Source organism: Streptomyces sp. NPDC033221 (genome assembly GCF_055577005.1).
This window is the reverse complement of sequence record NZ_JBVIQN010000013.1, coordinates 96,517-116,634: the sequence shown is the minus strand read 5'-3', so window position 1 is coordinate 116,634 and position 20,118 is coordinate 96,517. Positions and strand designations below refer to the sequence as shown.

The window sequence follows — 20,118 nt, the reverse complement described above, 5'->3', positions numbered from 1 at the left end:
TGCTGCCTCACACCCCCGGGAAGAGTTCCGTGAACGGATCCGCCGACGTCGTGATGCCCCGGCTGAACGGGGCGTCGAAGTCCCAGACCAGGAAGAGCAGGAAGGCGATCAGGGCGCTGAAGAGACCGGCCATCAGCAACTCCCGGCCCGACCGGCGGATCTGCAACATGAAGATCAGCCCGATGGTGATCACGGCTCCGGTGATCAGCCCGAACCAGACCATCGGCGGCAGGGTCGGATCGATGCTGTCCGCCCGCGCGTTGCGGGCGTCGTCCGCCGCCGCGACCTGGTCGAGCAGGGGCTGGTAGGACTGGCTCTCGAAATCGTCACGCGGCCGGTAATCGGTCACCGCGGCCCGTACCTTGCCCAGCAGCTCGTTGCCCCGGTCGGTGACCTGCGCCTGTTCGGCCATGGCCGGCCACTCCTGGTGGACGACGTGCGAGACATAGGCGTCGACGTCCGCCCGGATACGGTCCCGTGTGGCCTCCGGGTAGGCCCGTACCCGCTCGCTGACCTCGTGCAGGGCCTGCGCCTCGGTCCGTACGGTGTCCTCGGCCGCGCCGCGGGCCTCCCAGACCCCGGCGATGGCGAGGCCGAGGACGATCGCGTAGACCACCCCCACCATCATCACCATGTACTCGATGACGTCGGGCGTCTCGGACGGGTCGTCGTCCTCGCCGATACGGCGCTGCTTGAGGACGGTGATGGTCAGTACGACGGCGCAGACGGCGGCCATCGCGATGGTCAGTACCAGCCATTCCGACAAGGTGACCTCCTACGAGGAACGGCGCCCGGATGAACCGGACGAGCTGGACGAACGGGGGCGCAGTGCGGCGGCCGCCAGCACGGCGGGCGCGGTGATCAGCAGCATGGTGGTGACAACCGAACGGCTGCTGTGCTGCTTACGGGCCGACGGGACGTACGTACGGGGCAGTACGACCGACGGACTGGGCGTCGGTGTGGGACGGGGTGACGCGGGGCGGCTGGACGGCGGCGGTGGCGCAGGGGCCGCGGATTCGCTGGGGGTGGGGCGGGGTGGGGCCTGCGTCGGCGTGGGGGCGGCGGGGGCGGGCGGCCGGGGCTGTGGGCGCGGCGGCGTGGGGGTGGGCTTCGGGGGTGGGGTGTACGTGGGTGTGGGGGAGGGCGACGGTGGTGTGGGGGTGGGTCTGGGCGGCTTGGTGGGTGTGGGTGTGGGTGTGGGTGAGGGGGTGGGGGTGGGAGTCGGGGTGGGCGTGGGGCAGTCCCAGTCCCAGTCCGGCGGTGTCGCCCAGCCGGTCGGTTCGTGCCTCGACTCGTGCCTCGGTTCGTGCCTCGGCCCCTGCACCGGCTTGTGCACCCCCGCGCTCGCACAGGCGTCAGCGGGCCGGGCCGGGGCCGCGAGTGGCCGGGCGTGCGCGGCGCGCGGTGCGAGGAGCACCGCGAGGGCCACCAACAGCGGTATCAAAAGCGCAGGTTGGACGCTGCGGAAACGTTGCGATGCCTTCACGCCCGTGATGTTGCGCAACGCTGGCCGTCAACAGCCGCCGAACGGGCTTGATTCCCTCGAACGATGGAATACCGTACGGTCGCCTGCGTGAGAACAGCCGACGTGTTCACACCGTGGACGTACGCCACCGCGGTCCCGTACGACCTGTTCCGCCGGCTGCGCGCCACCCGGCCGGTGTGCTGGGTCGAGGAGCCACCGGTCGACGGCTGGCCGGCCGGGCCCGGCTACTGGGCCGTGCTGCGGCACGCCGACGTCAAACACGTCCTGCGCACCCCCGAGGTCTACTCCTCGTACCTGGGCGCCACCCAGATCCGCGACCCCGACACCGAGGACGACCTCGCGTTCGTCCGGGCGATGATGCTCAACCGGGACCCGCCGGACCACGGGCGCATCCGGCGGGTCGTCGCCGCGGCCTTCACCCCTCGTGCCGTACGGGAGTTGGAGCAGGTCATCGACGCGCGGGCCGCGCACCTGGTGGCGGAGGTGGCGGAAGCGGGCGAGGCGGACTTCGTCACCGTGGCCGGCGACCTCCCCGTCTGGACGCTGGCCCACGTCATGGGCGTCCCGGAGGAGGACCGGCAGCTGCTCTTCGACTGGTCGAACCGCGTCATCGGCTACCAGGACGCCGCGTACGCCACCTCGGAGACCGCCGACCCCGCCCGCCTCAGCCCGATGGGCCGGGCCGCACTCCGCGCCCGCCCCGCTCCGGCACTCCGCCCGGACGGCCGCCCGGCCAACCCACGCTCACGCCGCGCACTCGCCGACATGTTCGCGTACGCCCACGCGCTGGCCGGGGACCCGCGCCCCGGCACCGTCATGGCACACCTGCGGGAGGGCGGCCTGACCCGCGCCGAGTTCGAGAACATGTTCTTCCTCTTCGCCGTGGCCGGCAACGAGACGCTGCGCAACGGCATCCCGGGCGGCCTGCTCACCCTCCTCAAGCACCCGGACCAGTTCGCCCGCCTCCGCCGGGAACCGGAGCTGCTCCCCGGCGCGGTCGAGGAAATGCTGCGCTACTGGCCCCCGGTCATCGACTTCCGCCGTACCGCCACCCGCGACACCGAACTCGGCGGACAGCGCATCCGACGCGGCGAGAAGGTCGTGGTCTACCACGCCTCCGCCAACCGCGACGAAACGGTCTTCACCGACCCGGACCGCTTCGACCTCACCCGCACCCCGAACGACCACGTCAGCTTCGGCTTCGGCCCGCACTTCTGCCTGGGCAGCCACCTCGCGCGCGTACAGATGCGGGCGGTGCTGCGGCATGTGGTGGAACAGCTGCCCGGCCTGGAACTGGCAGGGGAGCCGGTCCGACTGGTCTCCAACTTCCAGAACGGACTGCGGAGCTTGCCGGTCAGGGTGAGGTGAACCCGCCGAACCCACCTACCCTCTGTGCCCGCCCACACAGCGCGCGTTCGCGCCCTCTGAACATCCATTGCCCGGAACGGCAGGCGTGCAGTAGGCAGTCCCCATGACCGATCTTTGGCCGGCTGAGCAGCCGGAAGCAGCAGACCAGGCCTTCTACAGGAGCCTCGGCGACGGCCGTTACGAAAGCAGTCCCGCCACCGCAGGACCGTGGAGCCCCAAAACCCAACACGCCGGCCCGCCATCGGCCCTGCTGGGCCGGGCCCTGGAGGAGCACGAGGCCCGCGAAGGATTCCGTGTCGCACGTATCACCGTCGACCTGCCGCGCCCGGTACCCGTCGCGGAACTGCACGTCCAGGTACGCACCCTCCGCTCCGGCGGACGTACGGAGCTGATCGAAGGCGAACTGACCTCGGGCGGCGACACGGTGATGCTGGCCCGGGCCTGGCGAATCGCCGCCGGCCCGGCCGACACCCCACAACTGCGCCCAGAGACCGACCCGCCACCCCTGCCCGGACCGCAGGCGCCGCAGACCATGGCAGGCGCGCACCTGGACGGCTACATCGCCGCCATGGAATGGCGCTTCGAGCCCGGCAAGAACTTCGACACCCCCGGCCCGGGAACGGCCTGGGCACGCCAACGCATCCCCTTGATATCCGGCGAACCGGACACCCCGCTCACCCGCGCGCTCACCCTGGCGGACAGCAACTGGGCGGTCTCCTTCGAACTCGACCACGTCCGCCAGTTCGTCATCAACACCGACATCACACTGGCGCTGCACCGCGAGCCGGTTGGTGAATGGCTGTGCATCCGCTCGGCGACGGCTGCCAGTCCCGGTGGGTCGGGGGTGGCGGGCGGTCAGCTGTTTGACGGGGCGGGGGACTGCGGGCGGATTTTGCAGACGCTGCTGGTGGCTGGTCGCTGACCCCGTCGCTGGCGGACGCCTCCGGAGCGCGAGGGGCCCCGTGTTCCGCGAGTGGTCGGGCTGAAAACGTACCAGGCGGTCAGTAGGCGGCGAAAGCGGACAACTTTGGAAAGTCTGATTTGACTCTTTTTAAGAGAACATTAAGACTTCCCTGGCGTTCGTCGTGTACACATCCAGGTCGCCCGTACGGGGGGCTAGAGGGGTTCCTGATAACAAAAATGCATAAGAGCGACATTAGCCCTGCGCGCACCGGTTCCACCCGCGCCCGGCGCCTCGTCACGCACGGCATCATCACCGCGACGGCCCTGGCCGCCGTCACCGGCATCGCCGCTCCGGCCGGCGCCTTCGCCGCTCCTTCGGGGGCGGTGAGCGCGGCGGACGTCATCCGCACCAGCGAGAAGAACCGGGTCGACGCGGCGTACAAGCTCGGTTTCGAGGTGACCTCGGAACAGCTCGGGATGAGCGACCGCGACTTCATCATCGTGCTGTGGGAGCACGCCAAGGACGCCGGCGAAAAGCTGAGCGCGGTGCGCCAGGCCGCCGAGGAGGCCATCGCCAGCACCTCCGCCGATGACCACGTCCGCTTCATCACCACCGGCGTCGGCGAGGCGCGCGAGGTCGACCGGAAGCGGGAGGAGGAGCAGGCGGCCGCCGACCGCATGGCGCGGACGCTCAAGACCCAGGCCCTGATCGCGATCGGCATTCCGAACAGCCCGGACCTGCTGGCGCTCAGCGACGACAACTTCATCCGCGCGATCATGAAGCATGACGCCGCCGGACCGGAGGTCAAGAAGGCCGCCTCCAACGCCCTGGGCGAGAAGGACACGGCCGTCTGGCGCGAGTTCATCACCAACGGTGCTCGTGAGGCCCACGACCGCGACATGGAGAACGAGCGCAAGGAGCTGGAGCAGAAGAACCGGGAGGAGGCCGAGCGCCGCAAGGAGCTGAACGCCCGCAACAGTGCCGCTTCCCTGTTCGGCGTCGTGCCTTCCGAGGCGATGCTGAGCCTCGGCGACGACAACTTCATTCGCGAGCTGATCCGCCTGACGCCGGTCGAGGCCCAGCGCTCCGAGCTTTTCGCCGCGGCCCAGAAGGCGTTGAACAGCTCCGACGCGGCAAACTGGAAGACGTTCATCCACTCCGGGGCCGCCCAGGCCTACAAGCGTGACGCCGAGATCTACGCCAAGAAGATCGCCGAGAAGGAGCGCAACGAGGCCCTTGCGATCCAGGCCCAGGCCGCGAAGACCGGCGTGCGCCCCAACCTCGTCGCCGCGGCGGAGAAGGCACTGAAGGGCGGACCCGAGGCCGTCTCCCGTTTCCTTCTCGAAGGTCAGCACCGGGCCCTGCGGCAGTCTCTCCAGGCACCCAAGCTGAGCGGCTGGTACATCCGTCAGTCCAGCGTCGACGGCGGCGAAACCTTCCTGACCCCGGTGAACGCCAAGGGCAAGGAAACCGACCGCGAGGACGCCACCTGGGTCGTCAAGGACGCGCTGGCCGGCGGACCCGGCTGCTACTCCTTCGAGTCCGTGCGCAAGCCCGGCTTCTACCTGTCGCTGAAGGACCTCCGGGCGCGGATCGCTCCGAACGACGGCACCCCGCAGTTCGCCAAGGACGCCAGCTGGTGTGCGCGCAAGGCCCTCGCCGGCTCCGGCACGTCCTTCGAGTCCGTGTCCAACAAGGGCCACATGCTGCGGCAGCACAAGGGAGACCTCTACGCGGCCGTCAAGAACGGCAAGCATGGCTACGACGCGGCCAAGGACTTCGAGCAGGACGCCACCTGGAACGTCTCCACGCCGCTCGCCGGCTGACCGCACCGCCTGAACCACCCGACGTCACCGACGTCACCATCTTGAAAAGAAGAACGGAACACACGATGTCTCGGCCCATCCGAGCCGCGCTGGCCACCGCCGCCGGTCTCACCGCGCTCGTCGGCGGCGCGACCACCGCCCACGCCGCCCCGGCCACGTCCGCGCCGGCCGCGGTGAAGCTCCAGGTCGCGCACAGCGGCAAGTGCCTCACCATCGCCGACGGCAGCTTCCGCAACGGCGCCAACGCCGAGCAGTCGACCTGCGTCGACGGCCTCGACAACCAGGTCTTCGAGCTCGCCCCGGCCGGTGACGGAACCTTCGAGGTACGGGCGAAGCACAGCGGCAAGTGCCTCGAAGTGCGCGGCGCCGGGACGAAGGCGGGCGACAACGTCTGGCAGTGGTGGTGCGGTGAGGGCGACCACCAGCGCTGGAGGTTCCGCCTGGTCGAGGTCGCCAAGGAACTGTTCGAGCTGCGCCCGGAGCACGCGCCGAACCTCTGCCTGGAGGTCAAGCACAGCGAGGCGGCCGACGGTACCAACGTCGCACAGTGGAACTGCCACGGCGGCGACAACCAGCGCTGGCGCATCCTGCCGGTGAACGCCTGACGCGTCGTCTGCCGACCGCATTCCCCTGAGTGACGACAACACTGTGAAGAAAGAGAACCACACGATGGCACGGATCACCCGAGCCGCGCTTGCCACGGCCGGCATGGTCGCCGCGCTGGCCGGCGGCACGACCACCGCCCACGCGGCAGGTGCCGCTCCGGCCCCGGTCGCGGAGACCGTCCGGTTCCAGCTCGCCCACACCGGCAAGTGCCTGGACGCCTCCCCCTACACGGCGGGGGACAAGACGAAGGTGCAGCAGCTCACCTGCAACGGCAACGATGCCCAGAAGTGGCGCGTCGTAGCCGCCGCGGACTCCACCTTCGAACTGCGCAACGTGGTCAGCGGACGCTGCTTGGAGGTGCGCCGATCGCAGCCCCAGTCCGGTGCCGAGGTCTGGCAGTGGCCCTGCAACGGCGGCAAGCAGCAGCGATGGACGTTCGGTCTCCTGGACCCGATCAACAAGCTCTACGAGATCCGTCCCACCCACACCGGCGACCAGTGCCTGGACATCGGCCACGCCCAGGACACCGAAGGTGCCGCGATCTGGCAGTGGAAGTGCAACCAGGGCATCGCCCAGCAGTGGCGCATCCAGCCGGTCAAGTGACCGGCTGAGCCGCGCCGTTCGAGGCGCGGCGGACACAGGCCGTGAAGAGACGGTGCCGTGCCGATCGGCGGGGCGGCACCGTCCTCACGTCCGCACTTTTCACGTAACCGGTTGCAGCCGTGCAGTGCTGCCTGCCGAACTTCTGCGAGGGGACTTGAGTGAAACGTCAGTGGTGGATTGCCCAGGCGTTGACGTGCAGCGTGCTGGCCGGGGCGAGCGCCGTCGCGGGAACGGCGCCGGCCTGGGCTGATGGCCCGGGCGGTGTTCCGGCAGCCCGGAGCGGAACCTTTGCTCAGGACTCCGACGCGACCGCACTCATGACCGCCGAGGCGGCTGAGAACGCCCGTAAGGAAGTGCGTCGCCTCGCGACGTCACATCCGCTCGCGGAAGTCCGCGTATCGGCCTGGAACGCACTGCGGAGTGAGGACCCGGAGGCGATCGCGAAGTGGTTCGCCCCCGACGGCGGTTACGAATACGCCCGCGGCCGGGCGCGGACCACCAGGGCCCGCAACAAGGCATTCATCGAGCGGGTCATCCGTACCCACACCAAGAGCTACTCGCCCGAGGTGCGGTCCACCGCGGAGCGGGCGCTGAAGGGCACGCCTGCCGACCAGGCGGCATTCGTCCGCACGGGATACGCCGAGGCCCAGAAGCGCGACCGTGCCCAGCGCGAGGCCGATACCCAGCACAAGCAGGAAGTCGCCGAAGCCGAGCGCGAGGTCGTGCGCCGTCTCGCCCAGGACGACCCGGGCGAGCAGGTACGGACGGCGGCGCAGTGGGCGCTGCGGCCCGGCGCCACGGACGAGGACATCGCGGAGTTCTTCGGCTACGGCTGGGTTTCCGGTGCCACGCTGGACCTGGAGAGCCGCCGGTCGCGGATCGCGGACGCGGAAACGGTCCGCCACCACACCCTGACCCGTCTGATCCAGGAGGCCGCGGCGGCCGAGGAGGCCGTCAAGGGCGCCGCCGACGCGGCGAAGGCCAGGGCGGAAGCCGAACGGGCCTGGCAGGCGGTTGCCGAGCACGCCGACGCCGCACGCAAGGCGTGGCTGGCCGAGCAGGGTGCCGCCGAGACCCAGACGGAGAACTGGCGGGCCGTCGCCGAGCGGGCCAAGAACTCCGCCGACGGCATCTGGAAGAACATCAACGAGCCGGCCGAGTCCAACCGTGAGGCGTGGGCCAAGGAGAAGACCGACGCCGCCGAGTCGGCCGCCTTCTGGCAGGACATGTTCGACCGGGCCAAGGAAGGCGAGAGCCGGTCCAAGGGCTGACCGTCCCTTCCGCTCTCTCCATGCCGCCATTCCCGGCTTTCGTGCTTCTGCCCTGCCCGGATGCTTTCTGCATCCGGGCAGGGCAGGGTTCATTTCTGTATCCATTGACCGAGGGGGGACCTTCCCTTGATAGCCAGATTCCGGCCCAGAGCCGGACGGTCACGCACCCGCGTGACCGCAACCATGAGCAAGGCCGTCTCCGCGGTGGTCGCCATGGCGGTGCTCGGCACGACGGCGACCGAAGCCGTGGCTGCCGTTCCCGCCAAGCCCACCGAGAAGTCGTCGTTCGCCCAGGCGATGGCGACGCTCGACGCGGCCACCGCGTCGCTGCCGAAGCCCGGGGCCACGACGAAAGCGCCCGGCCCGTCCCAGCTGGACCGGCTGAGCGCGGACCGTGACCGTCAACTCGTCGAGGACTTCGCGGAATTCGACGAGGAAGAGGAAGTCCGCGAGGCCGCCAAGAAGGCCCTGGAGAGCGACGACCCGAACGCGATCCGGGAGTTCCTGGAGCACGGCGAGGCCGAGGCCCGCAAGCGAGCCAAGGACAAGAAGAACGGCGACGACGCCGAGAACCGCAAGAAGATCGAGGCGATGCGCGGCACCGGCGGGCCGCACTTCAACGCCGAGGTCGAGCGCGTACTGGATTCCAAGGCCACCGCCACCGACCGCGCGAACTTCCTGGCATTCGGCGCGCAGATCGCACGTGACCAGGACGCGAAGGACGAGAAGACCGCCAAGGAGCGGGCGGCCGAACTCCGCAAGCGCGTGGAGATGCTCGCCACGGTCGGCGGTCCGCAGGTGCAGGCAGCGGCGAAGGCCGCACTCGCCTCCAACGACGACGCGGTCATCGCGGAGTTCCTGGAAAAGGGATACCTGGTCGCCGCGCGCAAGGACGCCGATGACCAGGCGGCCCACGAGAAGGCCCTGAAGGACGCCCAGGAAGCCGCCGAGAAGCTTCGGGACCTGGCCCGCAAGGCCGCTCGCGCGGCCGAGGCCCGTACCAAGCTGATCGGCCACCACGGGGAAGCCGTCAAGGCCCTCAAGGACGCGTCCAACGCCATGACGTCGGCCGCCGCGGCCGCACGTGAGGCCGACCGGATGCTCTCGGCCGACCGCGCCGGCAAGCGCCTGTCCTCGTACGACAAGGTCAAGACCGAGGCGGCCCGCCAGGTGGAGTACGCCACCCACGCGGCCAAGGCCGCCCAGGTCGCGGCCGCCCAGGCCAAGATCCAGGCCGACGAGCTGGTGGACACCGGGCTGACCCACGGCGTCCAGTGGTCCGAGGTCGCCTCCGGTATGGCGGCCGCCGCGGACGCGGCGGTCAAGGCGAGCGAGACCGCCCAGCACGCCGTGGACGCCACGGCCGCCGACGCCGCGGCGCTCAACTCCAAGAACGAGGCCGAGGCGCACGAGCAGCAGGCCAAGCAGTGGCGCGCCAACGCCGAGCAGCACGCCAAGGCGGCGGCTGCGATGGCCGCGGCCGCCGAGAAGCAGGCCAAGGTCGCGGCCGACGCGGCCGCCCGGGCCAAGACGGCCCGTGTCGAGGCGGAGAAGGCCGAGGCGGAGGCGTGGGAGCACGCCAAGAAGACCCGTGCGGCCCGCCTCGAAGCCGAGCGGCAGGCGAAGATCGCTGCCGAGCAGCGCCAGATCGCCGAGCGTGAGCGCAAGCTGGCCGCCGAGGCGCGTGCCCGCGCCGAGCGCGAGCGCGACGCCGCAGCGGCGGCACGAGCTCGTGCGGAGGCCGAGGCCCGTACTGCCTCAGCCCTGCGGGCCCAGGCCCAGTCGGCCGCCGCCACCGCCGCCTCTGCGCGCGCGAGCGCCGCCGAGAAGGAGGGCATCGCCGCCAAGGCGGACGAGCGGGCCCGTGGCGACGAGCGGGCAGCTCACGAGGCCCGGGACAAGGCGTTCCAGGCCGAGCAGAACCACCGGGCCGCGGAGGCCAAGGCCAAGGCCACCGAGGCGATCGCCGCCTCCGGCCGCGGTACCCTCAACGCCGCTGAAGCACGGGCCGCGGCGGACGGCGCCCGCCAGGACGCCAACACCGCGGGCGCGGCAGCCGGCCAGGCACGCTCCGCAGCCGACGGCGCCAGCGGCGCAGCGGTACGCTCCCGTGCCGCCGCCACCGAAGCCGCCGGACACGCCGCCCGGGCCCGCGCCGCCGCGGCCGAGGCCGGCGCGCACGCCGCGAAGGCCAACGCTGCCGCCAACAAGGCCGAAGCCGCTGCCGCTGCCGCCAACGCCGCAGCCAACAAGGCCGAGTCCGAAGCCGCCCTCACGCACGCCGCAGCCCAGCGCGCCAACGCGGCAGCTGCCGAAGCCACCGCCCAGGAAGCACGCGCGGGCATCGCCGCCCACGAGTCCGCCCGTCTGGCGGGGCTGGCCGCGATGGAGGCCAACAACGCCCTCCAGGCAGCCAACCGCACCAAGGAAGAAGCCGACGGAGCGGTCCGCGAGGCCGCGATGGCCCGACTCCAGGCCACCACCGCGGTACAGGCCTCCGCGGCAGCCCGCGGCACCGCCGCCGGCATCGTCGACCCGGCCAACACCGCCATCGAGATGACCGCGCCCTTCACCGGCTCGGACGTCGACGCGGACTTCGCCACGCAGGTGGCCAAGGCCGCCCTGGAGACCGGCCAGGAGCAGGTCGAATCGGCCGAGGCCAAGGCCGTCGAGGCGCTCAAGGCCGCCAAGGCCGCCGAGGACGCCGCCAAGCGCGCCAACGCCCAGGTCGCACCGGCCTTCAAGGCCGCCGCCGACGCGGCGACCTCCGCGGCGAACGCCGCACGCTCGTCCGCCAACGCCATGAAGTCCGCCGCCCAGGCGGCAGACGACGGCGCCAAGGCCCGTGCCGCGGCAGCCAGCGCCAACAAGGCCGACGCCCAGGCCCAGGCCGACGCGAAGGCGGCCCGCGAGGCCGCCAACCAGGCCTACGCGGACGCCAAGGCAGCCCGCGACGCAGCCAACGCTGCCGAGGCCGAAGCAGCCCGCGCCCGTGGCGCCGCAGCCGAGGCCACGCAGCACGCCAACGCTGCTGCCGCCGCCGCTTCCAAGGCCGAACACGAGGCCTCGGTCGCCCAGAGCGCCGCGACCCAGGCCGAGAACGACGCAGCCGCCGCGAGCAAGCTCGCCGACTCCGCCGAAGAACACGCCAAGTCGGCCGAAGCGTCAGCGAAGAACGCCAACAAGTACGCCCAGGAGGCGAAGGAATCCGCCGAGAAGGCGGAGGCCTACGACCGGGAGCAGGAGCGGAAGCGACGCGAGGAGTCGCTGAAGGAGGAGAGCGGCAAGGGCGACTCCGTGAAGCTCACTGCGGGCGAGGAGGCAGCTCTCCGAGCCGCCGGCCTCACGCCTGAAATGATCAAGGCGGCTCGTGATCTTGACGACAAGGGCTTCCTCGACTTCCTCAAGGAGCATGGTGCCGAAATTCTGGTCTCGCTTCTCGGCCTAGACGATGTCAAGGCGTGCTTTACCAAGGGAGACATCGAGGCTTGCGTCTGGACTCTCATCGGTGCTCTTCCCTGGGGCAAGGCTTTTCAGGCCATCAAGGAAGCCCCGGCGATCGGCAAGGCCATCTACCGGACCGTCACGGGCATCGGCAAGTTCATCGAGGAGTCCGACAAGGCGAAGAAGCTGATCCGCAAGAGCAAGGAGATTCTCGACAAGCTGCGCAGAACTCCCTGTTTCTCAGAGGAGAAGAAAAACAGCTTCACGCCGGAAACCCTGGTCTTGATGGCCGGCGGCGCCCGTAAGCAGATCAAAGACGTCCAGGTCGGCCAGCAGGTGCTCGCCACTGACCCGACAACCGGTACTACCGGCGCTCGGGCGGTAACCGACGTGATCGTCGGTGAGGGGCAGAAGAACCTTGTAGAGGTCACCATTGACGTCGATGGTGGAGCCGGAAAGGCCACCGGAACGCTCAACGCCACCGAAGGCCACCCCTTCTGGGTCGACAGTCGCGGGCAGTGGGCGGACGCCAAGGACCTCAAGAGGGGCGATCGGCTGCGCACTTCGGACGGCGACCTGCGCGAAGTCGTCGGCACCCGTGCCTGGACCGAGGTCCGTAGGGTCTACAACCTCTCCGTGATGGGCATCCACACGTACTATGTACTGGCGGGCGAGACGCCGATACTGGTACATAACAGTGGATGTGGAGACGTCGCGCTGGGTCCGGGTGGAGGATCGGCCGACGTCCTGAAGGCATTCAGGTCGGCGAAGGCGGAGACGGAATTCGTCTTCGATTCGAAGGCGGGGAGATTCTTGACAGGGGACCGTGAGCACATCCCCGGAGGACTGAGCCCGCATGAGCAACTGGCGGAAGCGGCAGGCATGGACAAGGGTACTGTTCTGGGCGGCACGCTCTTCCGGGAAAATGGACGCCTGGTGTTCACCGAGAACAGTGGCCACTATGGTCACAGGTGGACGGACGCTGCGCGCGAACAGTTTCAGAAGTTCATGAAGGACCAAGGTATTGAATTCGACTACAAGCCATGGGGGTGAAATGGCTGCCTGGAAGCCGGTGACGTATCGAGGGGACGGGGCATGGATCGGAATCATGCCTGACGGTCGCATCGGGGTCGGTGTAGAGTCGGAGGGGCGGGCCACTCTTGCAGGCTCCGGGTTCGTCCCCATGTGGCCCTACTTGGAGCGTGATTTTTCTGCGACCTTGGCTGAATTCTCTCGATCGTGGACGCTTCTTGGTCAGGGTGACGTGTCAACTCCTGAGAAACTCGCTGAGTTGACTGTCGAGTCGGCATGGAAATCTGGCCGTGCTTACTGGATGCAACTGGCCGCTCCATGGGCTATCGAAATGTCCCGCCGAGCGGATTTCGACCAAGAGGTCCTTCTGGGGCTACTTCGCGAAATGGCAGATTCTGAGGTGTTGTCGCCGGAGGTGCGAAGCCAAGCGCAGTGCGCTAGCGAGTAAATCGGGTATCTGAAAGCCCATCGGATTCGCTTTTGCGTTAGTTCCGCAGAGTGAATCCGGTGGGCATTCCTGTATTTTTTCAGCATTGGTTACTCGTCTCGGGTCGGCGCAGTCGATGCCTCCCATGTCTGGTCAAGATCTGCGTGGTGGTAAGTTGCGCGTAGTGATGAACTCGACTGCACGCCGGAAGCCCCGCCGGGTGCGAATTCGTTTCGGTGGGGCTTCCGGATGTGATGACAGTATTGGTGTATGCGGCTTCACTGCATCAGAGCGGTGAGTGACAGTGTTTTCTCATCGAGTTGTGTGGCAGCTCTCGGGCCACTTGCGTGATGGTCCCACCGCAATCACCCCCGCACAGCCAACGAAACCCCGAACCTCTCCTCCCTATCAGCCCACCACCGAATCATCTCAAACCCAGCAGCCCCCAACTCCTCCCGCACCCCCTCCTCCCGGAACTTCGCTGAGATCTCAGTCCGGATCTCCTCGCCCTCTGCGAACGGCACCGCCAAGTCGAGCGCCGGGACCTTCACCGTCATTTCCTTCTTCGCCCGCAGCCGCATTTCGATCCACTCGCGCTCGGCGTTCCACAGCGCCACGTGTTGGAAGTCCGCCGGGTCGAAGTCGGCCCCCAGTTCGCGGTTGATGGCGTTGAGGATGTTTTTGTCGAAGTCGACGGTTACATCGCAGGCATGGTGGTTGGCCAAGCCTGCGATGTAACCGCCGACGGTGCCAGCGGGGCAGCGGTACGTCCTGTGCCGTAGCGATCGAAGCCGCCGCGCATGCTGACCTGGCCAACACCGCCATCGAGCTGACCACGTCCTTCACCGGCTCGGACGTCGATGCGGACTTCGCCACGCGGGTGACCGAGGCCGCCGATGCGGTTGCCGTAACCTTCTGGTGTGGCGCCGACTAATGAGAGGATGAGTCGTTGCCGGATTTCATGAAGGACTACGCTCTCTGGCGGCGCTTGCCGTTTCCCGGTCTACACCGCGGCCACAACATGCTGCGCGCAGGCGAGACCCTAGCGCTCATTCATGGCGATCTAGCTGCCGTCGATGAACATGGTGACCCAGGTGATCATTTTTGTCGACGAGGGGATATTCGAGCCGGCCTGGGCGGATGTCATGGGTTCGCTTGAAGGGATCATCTCTCGCCTGGAACGATTCGGTGAAGGCGCGACCACGGAAGAGCGAGAAGCCATCGATGCCCACTATCAGTATGCAGTTTTGCTGCATCAAATCTATGGTGAATTCCTACGCGTAGGAGCACCGTAGCCCGCCACCTGGCCAGCAGGGAATAATCATGGGCCGCTCACAGTGTGTGGGCGGCTCATCGTTTCCGTTGGAGCCTTTGTGCGTGCGACGGACGCCACCGCGCTGACCTGGGTACGAAACGGTCATCGTTATCGGGAGCGAGCCCTTCGCGCCTCCTTGCTTACTATGTGCTGGCGAGCGGGACTTCAATTCTCGATCACAACAGCGACCCTTGTGACGTCCTTCCCGGTGTGGATGTTCTCGACGAAACGTGAAAGCGGATGGGGGTTCTGGGGCTGGAACGCGTATCGGTAACGTAGCGTGGGGCGGTCGGAGTCTTGCTGATGCGAGCAGATTGAAGACCCTGGAGTAGTTGGCGAAAATGAAGGAAATAGGCTTGACCAAGGAGGATGATCAGTACTGGCGCAACCTCTACGCGAATATTCACAAAAAGTCTGCGGAGAAATGCCCGGATGGCCCGGAAAGGGCGATCCGAGCGCCAAGTCGTGGGCGGATCTCTTCCAGTACTACATGGACAACCTCTGAGGATGAGTATGCGCTTTGTGATCCGCGCAGACAGGCCGGTGGTGGTAGCTTTCGAGCCGACCGCGGCGGAATGTTTACTGGAGCCAGGGACCGACATCGTCGTTGAATGGTTCGGAGATGGGGACGATGGAATGGTCTCCGTGGAGTCGGAGAACTTCGTCGTGTCTGCTCCGAGTGGTGGGTACAGCAGGGCGTGGGACTCGAGTGGTGTGGAAATCTACATAGGCCCTGAGTCCGGGCCGGAAGCGCGCTGACCCGAGCGGCATGATGAACAGGGCCCCGTCGAAGAGTTCTTTCGGCGGGGCCCGTTGTCGTCAATTGGTCAAGCCAGCGGACGATACGCAGCTGGTTGCAGGGGCGTTACCGTTGCGCTGAGGTCCGAGTGGGGATGGCTGGGCGAGTCGATCGTGCAACGCTGGCTATCAGCCCGTGTCGGCGCCGCAGGCCCGGAGTGCACGTAACAGGGCAGCTTGCGCCACGCCGGGCATATTGTGCGGGCGGGGCCTACGGACAATCACCCCCGCACAGCCAACGAAACCCCGAACCTCCCCTCCTCATCCGTCCACCACCGACTCATCTCAAACCCAGCAGCCCCCAACTCCCCTCGCACCCCCTCCTCCCGGAACTTCGCCGAGACTTCCGTTCGAATCTCCTCGCCCTCTGCGAACGGCACAGCCAAGTCCAGCGCTGGGACCTTCACCGTCAGTTCCTTCTTCGCCCGCAGCCGCATTTCGATCCACTCGCGCTCCGCGTTCCACAGCGCCACGTGCTGGAAATCGGAAGGGTCGAAGTCCGCCCCCAGCTCGCGGTTGATGACGTTGAGGACGTTTTTGTTGAAGTCGGCGGTGACGCCGGTCGGGTCGTCGTAGGCGGCCACCAGCGTCGCCTCGTCCTTGACCAGGTCGGTGCCGAGGAGGAGGGCGTCGCCGGGGGACAGGAGGGCGTGGGCGGAGTGGAGGAAGGTGGTGCGTTCTTCTGGGAGGAGGTTGCCGATGGTGCCGCCCAGGAAAGCGAGTAGGCGGGGGCCGGGGGTGTCGGGGAGGGCGAAGCCTTGTTGGAAGTCGGCTACGAGGGCGTGGAGGGTGAGGGTCGGGTGGAGGGTGAGGAGGGCTTCGCCGGCGGTGGTGAGGGCGGATTCGCTTACGTCTACGGGGACGTAAGTGTGGAGGTCGGTCAGGGCCTCGATGAGGTGGCGGGTTTTGTCGGAGGAGCCGGAGCCGAGTTCGATGAGGGTGTGGGCGCCGGTGGTGGCGGCGATTTCGGTGGAGCGGGTGATGAGGATTTCGCGTTCGGCGCGGGTGGGGTAGTAGTCCGGCAGGGTGGTGATTTCGTCGAAGAGTTCGCTGCCTCGGGCGTCGTAGAACCACTTGGGCGGGAGTTGCTTGGGGGTGCGGGTCAGGCCGTGGGCGACGTCGGCGCGGAGCGCGGCGGTGGTGGCGTCGGTCGGGAGGGTGCGGGTGACGGTGAGGGGGCTCACGCGGTGGGCTCCTTGAGCGGGGTGAGGAGGACGTCGGTGGGCGTGGCCGCGAGCAGGGTGTACGGCGGGACCTCGGTCCAGTGGGGGGAGGCGTCGTACGGCTCGGAGGCGACGGTGGTGCTGCGGCCGGGTTCGGCGAGGTAATAGAGGGAGTCGCCCCAGGTGGTCGCGGCGATGGTGGCGCCGTCGGTGAGGAGCAGGTTCAGCCGGGCGCCGGGCGCGGCGGCGGACACCGCCGTGACGGTGTCGGCCAGTGCCTCGGCGGGGTCCATGCCGGCGCTGAGCCGGTGGTGCACCAGTGCCCAGAGGAACGCCGAGTCGCAGCGGGCCGGGAGGGAGAGGAGCTGGTGCGGGGGGAGGCCGGTCGCCAGGTGGGCCAGTGAGCCGGGCCAGCCGGGTACCGAGCCGTTGTGGCTGAAGAGCCATGGTCCGTCGGCGAAGGGCGCGGCAGCCGCCTCGGGGTCCGCGCCGGCGAAAGTGGCGTCGCGGACGGCGGCGAGCAGTGCGGTGGTGCGCACCACCCGGCACAGGTCCAGGATGCCGGGGTCGGCCCAGATGGGACCGGCCTTGCGATACCGGGCGGGCACCGGGTCGCCGGGCGCGTACCAGCCGACGCCGAAGCCGTCCGCGTTGACCGTGCCGGAGACTTGGTGACGGGGCTGCCACGACTGGCGGTAGAGGCTGTGGGGTGGGGCGGTGATCAGGGACCCGAGGGGGAGTTCCGGGCCGAGGTAGGCGAGGTGGCGGCACATCAGGGTCGCCTCCAGGGGGTGGTGGATTGCGCCGTCGGGGGTAGCGGAGGAGTCGGGGCCGTCATGCGCCCGCCGTGTCCACGTCGCGGGCGGTGCGGAAGCCGGCGAAGATCTGGCGCCGCACCGGCAGGTCCCAGTTGCGGAAGGTGCCCCGGCAGGCCACCGGGTCGACGGCGAAGGAGCCGCCGCGCAGCACCTTGTACGGCCCGCCGAAGAACACCTCCGAGTATTCGCGGTAGGGGAACGCCGCGAAGCCGGGGTACGGGAGGAAGTCGCTCGCCGTCCATTCCCAGACGTCGCCGATCAGCTGGCGTACGCCGAGGGGGGACTGGCCGTCCGGGTAGCTGCCGACCGGAGCGGGGCGCAGGTGGCGTTGGCCCAGGTTGGCGTGGGTGGGGCCCGGGTCCTCGTCGCCCCATGGGTAGCGGCGGGACCGGCCGCTGACCGGGTCGTGCCGGGCGGCCTTCTCCCATTCCTCCTCCGTGGGCAGCCGCCGCCCCGCCCACCGCGCGTACGCGTCGGCCTCGTACCAGCTCACGTGCAGAACCGGTTCGTCCGGCGGCACCGGTTCGGTGACGCCGAAGCGCCGCCGCAGCCATTGGCCGCCCTCGTTGCGCCAGAACAGGGGTGCGTGCAGGTGGTGTTGGCGGACGTGGTCCCAGCCCTCGGGGGACCACCAGCGCGGTTCGTCGTAGCCGCCGTCCTCGATGAAGTCGAGGTACGCGCCGTTGCTCACCGGGGTGGTGTCGATGAGGAAGGACGGCAGGAGGCGGCGGTGGGCGGGGCGTTCGTTGTCCAGCGCCCAGGGTTCGGTGGAGGTGCCCATCGTGAACGGGCCGCTGGGGACGAGTACTTCGGCCGGGACGATGCCGTCGGAGGTTACCGGCGGCTCGGGGGCCGTGAGCACGGCGGGGCCGTGCCGCAGCTGGTGCGTGATGAGCATGGTTTCGTCGTGCTGCTGCTCGTGTTGCGCGATCATGCCGAAGGCGAAGGCGGAGTCCAGCAGCGGCGCGCCGCGCAGCGGGCTGCTGCCGAGGACGTCCAGGACCCGGCTCCGTACGTCTGTCACGTAGCCGTGCGCTTCGGCGGGCGGCAGCAGGGGGAGCGACGGGCGCTCGGCGCGCGGGTGCTCGAAGGCGTCGTACACGGAGTCGATGTCGGGACGCAGTGCGTCCCGCTTGCCGACCGCGCGCAGCAGCCACTGCTCCTCTTGGTTGCCGATGTGCGCCAGGTCCCAGACCAGCGGCGACATCAGCGGGGAGTGCTGGGCGGTGAGGTCGTGGTCGTCGACGCAGGTGGTCAGGAGGTGGGTTCGGTCTCGCGCGGCGAGCAGGGCGCGCGCCGCGCGTTCCCTGAGCGCGTCGGGATCGTGGGGCTCGGAGTCGCAGGATCCGGAGTGGCGGGGGCCGGAGTCGTGGGACTCGGGGTCGTGGGTCACACGGGTCACAGGGCGTCCTTCCCCAGGGTGAGCTGGTCCTCGTACGCGGCGTCCGCCGTGCTGCTGGGCGGTGTGGCGACCGGTGCGGCGACCGGCGCGGTTTCCTCCGCGTACGCCCCGTCCAGCAGGTCGTCCGCGGGGCAGCGGCCCCGGGCCACGTACCGTTCGGTGAACCGGGCGACCGCCCCGCTCACCTCGGCCGGGGCGCCAAGCCGGGGCAGCGCCTCCTGCGCGATGGTGAAGCAGGCCAGTGCGGCGGCCCGCAGTTCCGGATCGGTCAGCGCGCCCCGGGTGGCGTGCCGCCACAGCGGGTTGCGCGGTGCCGAACGCGCCCCCGCCGTCTCGGCGAGGGGCTTGACCACGCGGTACACGCTTTCGGCGGCCTCCGGATCGTCGAAGAGCGCGGCCGTTACAGCCAGTGGCACGATCCAGCCGCCGTCCCCCGGCTGCGCGTCGATCATGCGCAGTTCCAGGTGCCCGCGCGGCCGTACGGGCGGGAAGAGCGTGGTGACGTGGTAATCGAGGTCTTCCTCGGTCGGCGGGCGCGGCGTGCCCGTACGGACCCAGTCGCGGAACGTCAGCCCCTCGGGCGCGTCCCACGGGCCGTCGTCGCTGCGTACGCACATCACGGGCGCGTCCAGGACATAGTCGGCCCAGGCGGCGCGTGGGTCGGGGCCGTCCGGCGGGGCGAGGGTGCGGGCCGGGTCCATCTGGGACCACACCACCTGGCGGGTGGAACGGTAGCCGGTCGGGCAGCCCTCGCTGACGGGTGAGTTGGCGAAGGCGGCGACCAGCACCGCGCCCAGGAGGTGGGCCAGCCGCCAGCGGCGGCCGACCCCCAGCGGGCCCGGCTCCTCGTGCCCGGCGTCCAGACAGACCTGTACGGAGGCGGTGCCGCACATCATGGATCTGCCCGCACTGCCCCAGCGGTCGAAGTACGCCTCCATGGCGTTGTAGCGGGGGTCGGTGAGCACCCGTTGCGGGGGGTGCCAGGGGTTGTGGCCGTGTCCCGCCATGCCGAGGCCCATTTCCCGCATCGCGGGTCGGACCAGGGCGAGGTCGGCCGAGACGGCCTCGATGCACGCAGTGAGGGACGTGGCGGGCAGCGAGCTGAGCTCCAGCTGTCCGCCGGGTTCGAAGGTGAGGGCCGACCGCAGGGGGAGGGCACGCAGTGCGGCGGCCGCTTCGCGGTGTCGTACGGGGTCGACGGGACATCGGGGGTTGCGGGCGTCGTGGACGAGCCACTCGATCTCGACGCCTAGGCGGCGGGGTGGCCCGGTCTTGAAGCAGATGCCACGCAGGTGGGCCTCCAGCTCCGCCTCCGTGACCGCCGGCCGTGCAGGCATGGGCTCCAACTCCCTCGGATCGGGACGGCGCGGCTGCCGTCCGACGGCGGAAATTGCCGCCCTCCACCTAAGCGGGTGCGGGCGGTGCACTCAAGGGCACATTCTCGTCGCACCGGTGCCGGTGCGCGAGGGCACCGGCCCGGGGGAGTCCGGTCCCCGGACCGGTGCATCGGCCTCTGCCTGCGGTTTTGCCGTGGTGCGTGCGATGTGGGGGTGGTACGGGGGTGTCGTGGGGGCGGTACGGAGAGTTCGTTTATTTGTGCGAATTTGGTGTGGGGTGGAGGGCTGGAGGGGGACGGGGTGGAGTGGGGGCCCGAC

13 protein-coding genes and 1 pseudogene are annotated in these 20,118 nt (G+C 69.2%); 8 read left to right on the top strand and 6 right to left on the bottom strand.

From position 1 onward, the window contains the following. Positions 1 to 7: 7 nt before the first annotated feature. The gene (locus ACZ53K_RS19280; RefSeq protein WP_468837764.1) at positions 8 to 766 is read right to left on the bottom strand and encodes a bestrophin-like domain; all 759 of its coding nucleotides are present in this window, start codon (positions 764 to 766) and stop codon (positions 8 to 10) included. Between the two features lie 807 nt (positions 767 to 1,573). Between ACZ53K_RS19280 and ACZ53K_RS19275 the strand changes: the two genes are divergently transcribed. From ACZ53K_RS19275 to ACZ53K_RS19245, 7 genes are all read left to right on the top strand, one after another. After that, entirely contained in the window at positions 1,574 to 2,854 is a 1,281-nt protein-coding gene (locus tag ACZ53K_RS19275; RefSeq protein WP_468837761.1) for a cytochrome P450, read from the top strand. Between the two features lie 103 nt (positions 2,855 to 2,957). Beyond that, positions 2,958 to 3,776, top strand: coding sequence for a thioesterase family protein (locus ACZ53K_RS19270; protein WP_468837758.1), 819 nt, complete (start codon positions 2,958 to 2,960; stop codon positions 3,774 to 3,776). Between the two features lie 218 nt (positions 3,777 to 3,994). After that, positions 3,995 to 5,584: an AbfB domain-containing protein gene (locus tag ACZ53K_RS19265; protein ID WP_468837755.1), complete on the top strand. Its 1,590-nt coding sequence runs from the start codon at positions 3,995 to 3,997 to the stop codon at positions 5,582 to 5,584. A gap of 65 nt (positions 5,585 to 5,649) precedes the next feature. Beyond that, complete coding sequence (locus ACZ53K_RS19260) at positions 5,650 to 6,189, top strand: RICIN domain-containing protein (RefSeq protein WP_468837752.1); 540 nt, start codon at positions 5,650 to 5,652, stop codon at positions 6,187 to 6,189. Positions 6,190 to 6,253: 64 nt separating this feature from the next. Beyond that, complete coding sequence (locus ACZ53K_RS19255; RefSeq protein ID WP_468837749.1) at positions 6,254 to 6,793, top strand: RICIN domain-containing protein; 540 nt, start codon at positions 6,254 to 6,256, stop codon at positions 6,791 to 6,793. 317 nt (positions 6,794 to 7,110) lie between these two features. Next, the gene (locus ACZ53K_RS19250; protein ID WP_468837746.1) at positions 7,111 to 8,064 is read left to right on the top strand and encodes a hypothetical protein; all 954 of its coding nucleotides are present in this window, start codon (positions 7,111 to 7,113) and stop codon (positions 8,062 to 8,064) included. Positions 8,065 to 8,235: 171 nt separating this feature from the next. Then, on the top strand, positions 8,236 to 12,561 hold the full coding sequence (locus tag ACZ53K_RS19245; protein WP_468837744.1) for a polymorphic toxin-type HINT domain-containing protein: 4,326 nt from the start codon (positions 8,236 to 8,238) through the stop codon (positions 12,559 to 12,561). 771 nt (positions 12,562 to 13,332) lie between these two features. On the opposite strand, the pseudogene ACZ53K_RS19240 reads toward ACZ53K_RS19245, so the two are convergent. After that, a pseudogene (locus ACZ53K_RS19240) lies at positions 13,333 to 13,677 on the bottom strand (L-histidine N(alpha)-methyltransferase); the annotation flags it as partial. Between the two features lie 366 nt (positions 13,678 to 14,043). Here ACZ53K_RS19240 and ACZ53K_RS19235 point away from each other — a divergent pair. Next, the gene (locus ACZ53K_RS19235) at positions 14,044 to 14,262 is read left to right on the top strand and encodes a hypothetical protein (RefSeq protein ID WP_468837742.1); all 219 of its coding nucleotides are present in this window, start codon (positions 14,044 to 14,046) and stop codon (positions 14,260 to 14,262) included. 1,039 nt (positions 14,263 to 15,301) lie between these two features. On the opposite strand, the gene egtD is transcribed toward ACZ53K_RS19235, so the two are convergent. From egtD to egtA, 4 genes are all read right to left on the bottom strand, one after another. Next, positions 15,302 to 16,264 (bottom strand): L-histidine N(alpha)-methyltransferase, encoded by a 963-nt coding sequence (gene egtD, locus ACZ53K_RS19230; protein ID WP_468837740.1) that lies wholly within the window; start codon positions 16,262 to 16,264, stop codon positions 15,302 to 15,304. Further along, a complete protein-coding gene (gene egtC, locus ACZ53K_RS19225; protein ID WP_468837737.1) occupies positions 16,261 to 17,016 on the bottom strand; it encodes an ergothioneine biosynthesis protein EgtC in 756 nt (251 codons plus the stop codon). The genes egtD and egtC overlap by 4 nt, the downstream gene beginning before the upstream one ends. A 61-nt stretch (positions 17,017 to 17,077) precedes the next feature. Further along, positions 17,078 to 18,349, bottom strand: coding sequence for an ergothioneine biosynthesis protein EgtB (egtB, locus tag ACZ53K_RS19220; RefSeq protein WP_468838009.1), 1,272 nt, complete (start codon positions 18,347 to 18,349; stop codon positions 17,078 to 17,080). 110 nt (positions 18,350 to 18,459) lie between these two features. Beyond that, positions 18,460 to 19,800 carry an ergothioneine biosynthesis glutamate--cysteine ligase EgtA gene (egtA, locus tag ACZ53K_RS19215; protein WP_468837735.1) on the bottom strand — a complete coding sequence of 447 codons (1,341 nt, stop codon included), beginning with the start codon at positions 19,798 to 19,800 and terminating at the stop codon, positions 18,460 to 18,462. Positions 19,801 to 20,118: the final 318 nt, after the last annotated feature.